General features: G+C 37.3%; 10 protein-coding genes. 2 read left to right on the top strand and 8 right to left on the bottom strand.

All coding sequences use genetic code 11. The features are described 5' to 3' along the window. From pduB to BUB56_RS11245, 4 genes are all read right to left on the bottom strand, one after another. A partial coding sequence (pduB, locus tag BUB56_RS11260; protein ID WP_110941421.1) for a propanediol utilization microcompartment protein PduB occupies positions 1 to 463 on the bottom strand: 463 nt, incomplete at its 3' end. Positions 464 to 495: 32 nt separating this feature from the next. Next, the gene (gene eutM / locus BUB56_RS11255; protein WP_110941420.1) at positions 496 to 768 is read right to left on the bottom strand and encodes an ethanolamine utilization microcompartment protein EutM; all 273 of its coding nucleotides are present in this window, start codon (positions 766 to 768) and stop codon (positions 496 to 498) included. A gap of 402 nt (positions 769 to 1,170) precedes the next feature. After that, positions 1,171 to 2,208 carry a response regulator transcription factor gene (locus BUB56_RS11250; protein WP_110941419.1) on the bottom strand — a complete coding sequence of 346 codons (1,038 nt, stop codon included), beginning with the start codon at positions 2,206 to 2,208 and terminating at the stop codon, positions 1,171 to 1,173. A 16-nt stretch (positions 2,209 to 2,224) separates the two neighbouring features. Continuing rightward, entirely contained in the window at positions 2,225 to 3,451 is a 1,227-nt protein-coding gene (locus BUB56_RS11245; RefSeq protein ID WP_110941418.1) for a sensor histidine kinase, read from the bottom strand. A gap of 185 nt (positions 3,452 to 3,636) precedes the next feature. Here BUB56_RS11245 and BUB56_RS11240 point away from each other — a divergent pair, with 185 nt between their 5' ends. Next, the gene (locus tag BUB56_RS11240; RefSeq protein ID WP_110941417.1) at positions 3,637 to 4,557 is read left to right on the top strand and encodes a cation diffusion facilitator family transporter; all 921 of its coding nucleotides are present in this window, start codon (positions 3,637 to 3,639) and stop codon (positions 4,555 to 4,557) included. A 1-nt stretch (position 4,558) separates the two neighbouring features. Here BUB56_RS11240 and BUB56_RS11235 read toward each other — a convergent pair whose 3' ends face one another. Continuing rightward, positions 4,559 to 5,728, bottom strand: a complete 1,170-nt coding sequence (locus BUB56_RS11235) for an RNA-binding domain-containing protein (protein WP_110941416.1) — start codon at positions 5,726 to 5,728, stop codon at positions 4,559 to 4,561. Between the two features lie 198 nt (positions 5,729 to 5,926). On the opposite strand from BUB56_RS11235, the gene BUB56_RS11230 reads away from it, so the two are divergent. After that, positions 5,927 to 6,841 carry a selenium metabolism-associated LysR family transcriptional regulator gene (locus tag BUB56_RS11230; protein WP_110941415.1) on the top strand — a complete coding sequence of 305 codons (915 nt, stop codon included), beginning with the start codon at positions 5,927 to 5,929 and terminating at the stop codon, positions 6,839 to 6,841. A gap of 19 nt (positions 6,842 to 6,860) precedes the next feature. Here BUB56_RS11230 and BUB56_RS11225 read toward each other — a convergent pair whose 3' ends face one another. The 3 genes from BUB56_RS11225 to BUB56_RS11215 form a co-directional block, all read right to left on the bottom strand. Next, entirely contained in the window at positions 6,861 to 8,294 is a 1,434-nt protein-coding gene (locus tag BUB56_RS11225) for an aminopeptidase (RefSeq protein WP_110941414.1), read from the bottom strand. 128 nt (positions 8,295 to 8,422) lie between these two features. After that, positions 8,423 to 9,079, bottom strand: a complete 657-nt coding sequence (locus BUB56_RS11220) for a response regulator (protein WP_110941413.1) — start codon at positions 9,077 to 9,079, stop codon at positions 8,423 to 8,425. Beyond that, complete coding sequence (locus tag BUB56_RS11215; protein ID WP_110941412.1) at positions 9,066 to 10,241, bottom strand: sensor histidine kinase; 1,176 nt, start codon at positions 10,239 to 10,241, stop codon at positions 9,066 to 9,068. Before BUB56_RS11215 ends, BUB56_RS11220 begins: the two co-directional genes overlap by 14 nt. Positions 10,242 to 10,311 lie beyond the last annotated feature (70 nt).

Raw genomic sequence — 10,311 nt, 5'->3', positions numbered from 1 at the left:
AGTGACCTGCATCGTTGGCATATACATCACCGAAGGTTCTGTCTAATTCTTTTAATGCTACTTCTACTGCTCTTCTTGCATCGGATACGTCTTCTGCTCCAAATAGGATTAAGCAGCCATGGCCTGCGCCGCCCTTTGTATCTCTTGCCAATTCAATTTTGATGATCTCTGTGTTTGTAGCTTTTACTGCCTCATCAGCAGCCATGATATGAGGACCTGCTCCTGTACGGGCACCAATAATTCCGATAGAACGATATTTCTTATCTAAACCCATGGCTTCATGTACTTGATTATCCACGTTTGCAATTACCAATCCAATTGTATCGCCAATAGCTGTACCTACAAATTCAGTTAATGAACAAGTTTTCATTTCACACTTCACCTCTTTTTTCTCTTCTACTTTAGCACTATCTACCTTTTTCATTACTTCTTCCATGATTTTTTCGATTAATTGCTCTTTCATCAGCCTACACCTCCTCTAAATATATGTTTTACTTATCTTGGGAGTATTTTTTCTACATCAGTGTGGGGTCTTGGGATGACGTGCACAGATACTACTTCTCCAACCTTTTCAGCAGCAGCTGCACCAGCATCTGTAGCAGCCTTCACAGCCCCTACATCCCCTCTTACCATTACTGTTACTAGTCCTGATCCTATTTTTTCATAACCCACAAGCGATACGTTTGCAGCTTTTACCATTGCATCAGCGGCTTCTATTGCGCCTACCAAACCTTTTGTCTCAACCATTCCTAATGCTTCTTTGGTCATACTGAATTCCTCCTTCAATTTGTTTTATATTTTGTTTCTTGCAAAAATCTTTTCAGCTATCATTCCTATCCGCTTCCTCATTTTCTGCTGAAACCGGCTTGTGAAAATGTTTTCACAAGCCATAGATTACTGTGTACTTTTCAGCCTCCCTTCTATATCTCCATCCAAATATTCGATTTGTATTTGTGTAACTAATTCTCAATCCACATCTATAAACCTTGAAATAAAATTGGTCTATAAGTATAAAATATTGTTCAGAATATTTTGTAAAATATTTTTCGTATCGTATTATTTTGTCGTAGTGATATTTTTTTGTTCCTCACCTGTACTTTTTTGGCATCTGTAGAATAAGTTGAACATAAAAACAACCAAGTCTAAATGATGACTTGGTTGTTTTTATGTTCAACTTATTCTATCCCGATATTGAGAAGGGGTTATACCCTCCACCTTCTTAAAAACCTTGCTGAAATAATTTGGCTCGTGAAACCCTAATTCCAGGGCTATATTAATGACCGGCAGGTTGGTTTGGACCAGTAAGTCCTTGGCTTTATCTATCTTCTTCTTGGTGACATACTCGATGAAATTAATACCAACCTGCTTTTTGAATAATTTGCTCAAATAAAAGGGACTCAATCCAACATGCTTAGCAACATCCTCCAGGGTGATACCCTTATGAAAGTTTTTTTCAATATAATGCAGTATAATTTCTAATTCTCTATTTAAGTTCGTTTCATTTTCTCTAAAGACAGTGTCATATATCTTTTCTAGCAAATTATTGAACCATTGAATCATAGTACCTATATTTTTCTGATGTCCAAGTTCGTACGTAGAATGAAACTGCAAGTTAATTAACTTTTCCGGTTTATTGCAAAATTCATGGGCTACTTTAAAAACCTCCGTAACCATTTGGATAATTTTGGTCCTCTGTGCATCTATACTTTCTACTTCTCCTGCCGAATGGGCCAATATTTCATTCAAAGCCTTTTTAAACCCATGATAGTCGCCTCTTCTTAATAATTCAAAGGCGGCAGTTTCTTCTTCAACACCTTTACTGAATATCCCTTGTTTTGATTTATTTCTATATTTATCAACCGCAGCCAATATTTCTTCAGGCCTTGCCGGCTTTAGAATATAATCATCAGCACCGGCTTTAATAGCTTTCTGAGCAAGTGCAAATTCATCATAAGCAGTTATAATAATAATCACTATATAAGGGTTTTCTCTTTTGATGAGTTCTGTTGCTCTTATCCCATCGATCCCAGGCATTTTAATATCCATAAGAATGATATGAGGCTTATGCTCTTCATGCAAAGCAATCACTTCTCTACCCGAAGATGCTTCTCCTGCAATGATGACATCCTTCATTCCCTCATGAATGATAATTTTTAGGGCTTCTCTTTCTAAATACTCATCATCTGCTAAAAGTATCTTTGTACACATAAATTAATCTCCTCATTCATTGCCTTGGTATTCTTAGCTGTACCTTTGTCCCTTCACTGGGCTGGCTCTCTATATATACTCCATACTCAGGCCCGTAATAATGAATTAATCTTTGATGTACATTACTAATTCCAATCCCGGTAGTGCTCTTTCCCGAGATATTCTTATTGTTTTCCTTCAAAATCAATGAAAGTTTACTGGGGGGTATTCCTATACCATCATCACAAATAATGATGATCACATCCTTGCCCGAAAATAGTCCCTCTACTTTTATTGTTCCGCCAGACTCCTTCGTTTCTAACCCATGATTAATTGCATTCTCGATGATGGGCTGTAAGGTCATAAAGGGTATTTTTATATCCTTTAGTTCATCGGGAATATGAATATGAAATTTAATCCTGCTTCCAAAACGGATGCTTTGAATCTTTAAATATCTTTCAATATGTAATACTTCATCCTCTAACGTCACTATTTGATTGACCTTCTTCAGTGTATAACGAAGCATCTCTGCCAATAAAAAAACGGTTTCCTGGGTTCTATCTGCTTTTTCAATCAGTGCCAATCTGCCTATGGTGTTTAGTGCATTAAATAAAAAATGAGGGTTGATCTGAGACTGCAGGGTCTTTAGTTCTGAATCTTTCAATGCCTTTTCCAGTTCTATTCTTGCCTTCATTTCTTCCATTAGCTTGATATTCTTGTTGTGCAGCTCTTGCTGAACAATGTTGATAATTCCCTTTTCTACAATATAATTTGAAACGAGAAACATCATTTCTGCAGCTGCAACAATTTTGTCAAAGGGAATCACAGCAATCTCATTATATGCATCTAAAATCTCCTGATTTTGATCCCAACCTGCTACTTTCTTAACGATGTTATCTAATGTAAGCAATTTACTTTCCTCTACCAGTACTTGTCCGGCCATAATAGAGCCTAGAAATTGTCCTTGTACAATGATCGGCGCTGCAAAATCCACTAAACCTGTATGGCATCGATAAATATAGGTTTTACCTGTCCTTGCAGCTTCTAAACCGCCGTGTGCATCAGATTGTTCACATACTTCTCTACAACGATTATTCAAGCGAATTAGTTTACAGAATCTAGAAAAGTTACTATAGTTCGTAACCGGCTTTCCTTGGTAGTCTACTGTTACCGCTGCAAAGCCAGTGGCTTCAGCAAACTTGTCCTGTATCTCCTGTAATATTTCCACATCAATAACATCTCTTAGATGAAATATGCCCTGCATACCTTTTCCTCCTAGAGATATTGTAATTTTCTTTATTTTCATAATTCGATTCAATTTCTTAAATTCCTTCACTTATTTTTTATAATCCTAAAAAATATTCTTAATGAAATCAGCATTGCTGGGTATAATATTTTAATAGAAAGCTATATTCAAAATGATTCACAAATTAGGAAGGAAATGTATATATGGATGACAATCAAAGATTTCAGATCGGCAGAAGAACCTCTTTGATGAATATTATTGGAAATGTCCTATTGACTGCCCTTAAAGCAACGGTAGGCTATATAGCAGGCAGTACCGCCATGGTTGCCGATGCCTTTCACTCTGGATCTGATATATTAGCAACCACCATTGTCCTGCATGGCCTAAAGATCTCACATCGCCCTCCTGATGAAGAACACCACTATGGTCACGGCAAAGCGGAGTCCATCGTTTCAAAACTTATTGCTATTCTGCTGGTGGTTACTGCGCTGGGAATTGGCCTATCAGCATACAATACTTTAAAAGACCCTGCTCTAGAACCTCCAAATACTATCGCTGTATGGACAGCACTTATTTCGATTATCTTTAAGGAATGGATGTATCGTTATACTGTAGGTATAGGCAAAAAAATAAAAAGTCAGGCTTTGATTGCTGACGCTTGGCATCATCGAACCGATGCCTTTTCCTCAATTGCAGCCCTTATCGGCATAACAGGTGCAATTTACGGTTATCCTATATTAGACCCAATAGCAGGTATCGTCGTTTCGGCAATGATTATCAAAGCTGCTATTTCCATTTACTTGGAAGCACTCCATCAATTGATGGATACTGCACCTCCAAAAGAGGTTATGGATGAGATTAGGCAGATTTCTATGTCTGTAGAGGGTGTTCGCTCGGTACATGATGTAAAGGCCAGAAAATATGGGGTTCAGATTTTAGTAGATATGAAAATATGTGTTGACCCCTTAATAACCGTGGAACAAGGGCATCATTTAGCTGGTCAGGCTAAACACTCTGTACTGGAAAAAATCCCTGATGTAAAAGATGTGCTCATTCATGTGAATCCCTGCTCTGAAAAAGATTATGAAAAATGCAATTCCTGCAAACATTATAAAAATGGATAATTTACTTATCCTTTTTTTTAATTTGGTTCATTCCAGGTAATATGACTTTAAATAGATTTCTTTTTTCCAGATTGATGATCCGCACACCACCGGTTTTTGCAAACAACTTATTGATTCTGTTCAAATTCATTCCTTTTCGTAAAATCCTATGATTATCATCCAATATCATCAGCCGTTCATACAGCCACTTATTTCTTACGGAGTGGTTATGATCCCTAAATACAGATTCCATCGTATTACCCTTCGCCAACGCGCCAGGATTGCTGATTTCAATTTTGTAATCACTGACTGCCACAACGATATCCCTCGTAATATCAAAATAATCCCGGTGTATTACCGCATTTATAATACACTCATAAACACTCTCTGTCGGGTAATCCTGCCCTGAAAAGAAATTCCGAATCCGCTGATTGCATTCCTCCAGCAAATGAATCAAATTTCCTGTGATCCTATGGGTAGTCTTATCTCCATCTTTGAAAAGAACAAATCTTATTGCAGCATGGGGCAGATAATTCTGAGGATAATTGCTAAACAGAAGCAGCCCCCCCACTGTAGGATATGCCTTTCCTGTCTCTGCATCCATATGTAAAATGCCCATATTATGCCATACCTCTTTTTCTAAAGATTCCTCTACGACCATTCCAATCTTGCTGAGATAGTGATTGATATTGTTCTTATCTAAATCTCCAATATCACTATGGTAGACAGGTATTAATTCATTGTTAATAAGACCTGCCTCTTGAAACATGCTTGCAATCTCATCTCTCCTGGCAAAATCGGTTGTAGATCCCCGTCGTATATAGAATGCACCGGTCTGTCTCATTTGATGAGGCTTTTGCCCACTTTTAAATATGGTGATAACTCCGATGTGACAGTGTTCATACAGAACGTGCTCAACTCTTACATTTATAGGAGGATCACAGCGATAACTAATGATCTGTTGAATTCTCTCTTCCACAAATTCGTCAGGGTTGATTCCGATTATCTTTTTACTCTTGTCTTTAATACCAACAATAATATAACCTCGTCCTCCTAGACTGTTGGCAATAGCAATAATATCTTTAGCGAATTCCTTCTTCCCGGATTCTGTATCCAGGTTTAGACTTTCTTTAAAATCCAGCTTTGTACCTTCTCTCTGCTTTATCAGAAACTTTAGTCTTTGAAGATCCATGGAATCATCCCTTCGCACAGATTGATCTAGTTATTATTATGCAAATTTACTCTAAAATATTTTAAGCTTTATCAAGCATTATACGAACAAAAACCTTCTCCGGTCAAAACCGTCTCATTTGGATTCTAATTTTCAGTTTGATATAAATACTGCTACATGATAAGATAAATTTATGAAAAAAGATATTGGAGTGATTTTATGGACTTTCGCCAGCTGGAAACATTTGTGGCTATTGCAAAATTCAAAAGCTTTTCGAAAGCAGCGGATTATTTATTTTTAACACAGCCTACGATCAGCAACCACATACAAAATTTAGAAAATCAGTTAGGTACAATATTAATTAATCGCACCAACAAAAAGGTTACATTAACAAAAGCCGGTGAGATCCTATATGCTCACGCTTTGGACATACTGAATAAGCGGGAATTGGCACTCTTTAATCTAGAGCAATTTAAAGGCAAAATAGAAGGCACCCTTGAAATTGCTACGAGTACTACTCCTGAACAATATATTCTTCCCCAACTGTTAAATTCCTTTCATAAAATTTATCCTGATGTAAAATATCATTTGCTCCATTTCGATTCACTTCAAGTAGTAGATTCTATTATTAGCGGTGAAATTGACTTCGGCATCGTAGGTGCTCGGGAAGACAAAAAACAGCTTAACTATATAAACCTTATGGAAGATCGGTTGGTAGTTATCGCACCATACACAGAACCTTATACAACTATGGATTCCATCTCCATCAAAACCTTGAAAAACAGTAAATTAATCCTTCGCGAAGAAGGGTCCGGCACGAGAAAAATATTTGAACGCGCCCTTCAGTTACAAGATGTCACCATCGAGAATCTAGATGTGGTTGCTTATGTAGAAAATACAGAAACGATTAAAGAATGTGTCCGATTGGGGCTGGGATTATCTGTGGTATCAGAGCTTTCCATCGTAGATGAAGTTAAATTTAAGCTTTTAAAGAAAATACAAATAGAAGATCTGGATTTGCATCGCAGTTTCTATTTTACCTATCATCGGCACCGTACTTTGTCTCCTTTGGCGGAAACTTTTAAAAACTACGTCATTGAACACAGGGATCCAAATATTATCAAAAAAATATAATAACCGGTTCAACCGGTTATTATGCTTTGTAAAAGGCTTGATAAGCCTTATAAGTCATGTATACGTCTGCCTTGCTGACGATCTCCATAGGCGCATGCATGCTCAATACCGGAACCCCGCAATCAACTACATCCGCACCATAGTTGGCCAGTATGTAGGCTATCGTGCCTCCGCCACCCTGGTCAACTTTACCTAATTCTCCTACCTGCCACAGCACCCCATTACGATTAAATATATTCCGAACCTCCGCTAAAAACTCTGCATTCGCATCATTAGAACCACTTTTTCCACGTACGCCGGTATATTTCATCAAAATAACACCCTTGCCTGCATATGCCGCATTTCTCTTATCTAATACATCCGGATAATTAGGGTCAAAGGCAGCGCCTACATCTCCTGAAAGCACCTTTGAATTTGCCATTGCCCGTCTTATCAAAATTTCAACAGGGCCTTGATTTTGCAACATTAGAAGCTCTGCCACTGTGTTTTCAAAAAATCTGGATTCCATTCCTGTATTGCCCATACTTCCAACTTCCTCTTTGTCAACAAATAACGCTACAGCAGTTTTATTGGGCACTTCGATCCCGAGTATTGCTTTGAGTGCAGTAAATGCACATACCCGATCATCATGGCCATGGGCACCTACCATACTGCTGTCAAAACCAACATCTTTAGCCTTTCCCGCTGGCACTGCCTCGATTTCTGCTATAAAGAAATCCTCTTCATCAATCCCGTATTTTTCATATAAAAGTCTCATAATGTTTAGCTTAACGCGTTCCTTTATTTCATAGTCTCTAAATGGGATACTCCCAACTAAAATATTGAGTCCCTCTCCTGTAACACCTTCATTCAACTTTTTTTCCAGTTGATCCTTCGCAAGGTGGGGCAATAAATCTGTTATGAAAAAAACAGGATCCTTTTCATCCTCTCCAATAACGATATTTATTTTCTCGCCGTTTTTCTTTATCACAACGCCGTGGAGTGCTAATGGTATAGCTGTCCATTGATACTTTTTGATTCCTCCGTAATAATGGGTTTTAAAAAAGGCCAAGCCGCCATCCTCGTATAGTGGATTTGGTTTTAAATCTAATCTTGGCACATCTACATGGGCTCCAATGATATGCATACCTGCTTCGATTGGTTCACTGCCGATAACGATCATCACAGCAGCTTTATCCCGATTATTCACATAGATTTTTGTTCCTGGCTCCAGCCTTTGGTTTCCTATAATTAATTCTTCTAGAGAAATATATCCATTGTCTCTTGCGGTTTGTATGATTTCATGTATACATTCTCTTTCGGTCTTTCCTTTGTCTAAAAAAGTCTTATATTCTTCATTTAATTTGAATAGGGCCTCACTTTCCTTATCATCCAGTAGATCCCACCCGTTTTTAAACGCTCGGAATATTCTACGCTTCAATTCCTTGCCAATTAAATTATCTGACACTTTCATCGCCTCCCCGTACAAATTTTACTATATATATGATTATTTTTTTGTGTTTATGTACAATTTCATTTTATTATAATTTTTCCACTTTTACCATGGATAATCAATATTTTTACAATAAAAAAAGATCTAATTTAGATCTTTTTGATATTATGCTTGTAGGCATAAATTGCAGCTTGAGTTCTATCATTTACATCTATCTTTTTAAATATATTGGAAACGTGATTTTTTACAGTTTTTTCGCTAATGAATAGGCTTTCAGCAATTTCTTTGTTGTTCTGTCCTTCAGCAATAAGAATAAGTACTTCATATTCTCTTCTGGTCAATCGCTCTCGTTTAAAGTCTTCGTCATTTACCCCTCTTTTATTAAATTCACGTACCAGGGAAGAAGCCAGAGAAGGATGTATGTAGGAATCACCGGCATATACGTCTCGAATGGCCTTTGTTAAGCTTGAAGATTCTGCATCTTTTAAGACATATCCTGAGGCACCTAAATTAATCGTCTCAAAAAGATATTCCTTATCCTCATGAATCGTTAACATAATGATGCGGGCATCGACGCCCATATCTTTTAATCTCCGTAGGGCTTGTATGCCATTCATTTGAGGCATATTGATATCCAGTAAAATAATATGTGGTTTTAGCTGCTGCGCCTTTTTTATCGTATCCTCACCATTTACTGCTAATCCAACTACCTCAATATCTTCTTCAAGTTCTAGAATTTGCTTTAGTCCCTGTCTCATAAGCGCATGATCATCCGCAATTAAAACTTTAATTTTACTTTTTATCATATAATTCCTCCTCTTCACCTAAAGGAATACTTACTCGAATTCTTGTTCCTTTACCGATATCACTGCTAATTTCAATAGTCCCTTTCAATAATTCTACTCTCTCCCGCATAATGAATAGTCCATAACTACTTTCTTCTTTCGTCGCCCTAAAAGCTTCCTCTACATTGAATCCAACACCATCATCAATTATAATCATGTTTATGTTTTTATGCATTACTTCAAGTTTTATCACAACAGTACTGGCTTTAGCATGCTTATTAATATTGTGCAAAGCTTCCTGTACAATACGAAAAACGGAAAGCTGAATAATTGAATCAATGGAGAGCCCCTTAGCCATTACTGAAAAATTGACATTAATTTTTGTTTCGTCCTCAAAGTTAATAATAAACCTTTGTATTGTCGGGACCAATCCCAAATCGTCCAGCGACATAGGTCGTAAATCATATATGATTTTTCTCAGATCCTTCAGTGCATCTCTTACAAAGTTTTTTAACTGATTTAGTTCATACTTTGTTTTCTCTATGTCTCGGTCTATGAGCTTCTCACAAATCTCAGCCTTAATAACTACATTGGCCATAGATTGAGCCGGTCCGTCATGAATGTCTCTGGCAACCCTTTGTCGTTCTTCTTCTTGAGCTTTAATGATTTTTATCCCCATTACTTGCTTTTGCTGGATATCCTCTAGTTGTTCAAATACATCTCTCAAGTTGCCGCTTAAATATCCCATAGCAACGCCTACTTGTGATACAAGCCGCTCTGCTTTTTTAACCACTTCATAAGCATTTTTCAGTCTACGCTCCAACTCGCCTCTTCTCTTGATTAGCTCTCTTTCTTCCTGACGCTTAAGGGTCATTTTGATTTGCAAGTCCTTGGCTTCTTCATAAGCAGCCTTGATATCCTGCTCTGTAAACTTCTTAAAATCCTTACTTACCAACACAAGCTTTTGCCTGCTTTTCTTTTCCAACATGACCAACATGTCTACTTCTTCTATCAACTGAGATGCAGCCCTTTTTATGGATTCCAAATCCTGTTCAGCACTTCTACACTCATTTCTGGCGCTTTCTGCAATGTCAAATATCTCTTTTTTCCCCTTTTCGAGAGAATCAATGGTGTTTTTCACAATATCATTTAATTTCTTTACGTCTAAAGAAGGTTTATACATACCTGCACCTCTAACCTACTGGATATTATTGTTTCGACATAATACATCTTATTATACTGATCCGTGTATC

It is taken from the genome of Geosporobacter subterraneus DSM 17957, assembly GCF_900142145.1.
Taxonomy (GTDB): domain Bacteria; phylum Bacillota; class Clostridia; order Peptostreptococcales; family Thermotaleaceae; genus Geosporobacter; species Geosporobacter subterraneus.
Note: the sequence above shows the minus strand (reverse complement) of the source record. Positions and strands in the feature narration are given on the sequence as shown.

Excerpts from the sequence above, each read along its gene's own strand:
- BUB56_RS11220 (WP_110941413.1), bottom strand. The coding sequence starts at position 9,079 with ATGATAAAAAGTAAAATTAAAGTTTTAATTGCGGATGATCATGCGCTT.
- BUB56_RS11245 (WP_110941418.1), bottom strand. The coding sequence starts at position 3,451 with ATGCAGGGCATATTTCATCTAAGAGATGTTATTGATGTGGAAATATTA.
- BUB56_RS11250 (WP_110941419.1), bottom strand. The coding sequence starts at position 2,208 with ATGTGTACAAAGATACTTTTAGCAGATGATGAGTATTTAGAAAGAGAA.
- BUB56_RS11215 (WP_110941412.1), bottom strand. The coding sequence starts at position 10,241 with ATGTATAAACCTTCTTTAGACGTAAAGAAATTAAATGATATTGTGAAA.
- BUB56_RS11225 (WP_110941414.1), bottom strand. The coding sequence starts at position 8,294 with ATGAAAGTGTCAGATAATTTAATTGGCAAGGAATTGAAGCGTAGAATA.
- BUB56_RS11235 (WP_110941416.1), bottom strand. The coding sequence starts at position 5,728 with ATGGATCTTCAAAGACTAAAGTTTCTGATAAAGCAGAGAGAAGGTACA.
- eutM (WP_110941420.1), bottom strand. The coding sequence starts at position 768 with ATGACCAAAGAAGCATTAGGAATGGTTGAGACAAAAGGTTTGGTAGGC.
- BUB56_RS11230 (WP_110941415.1), top strand. The coding sequence starts at position 5,927 with ATGGACTTTCGCCAGCTGGAAACATTTGTGGCTATTGCAAAATTCAAA.
- BUB56_RS11240 (WP_110941417.1), top strand. The coding sequence starts at position 3,637 with ATGGATGACAATCAAAGATTTCAGATCGGCAGAAGAACCTCTTTGATG.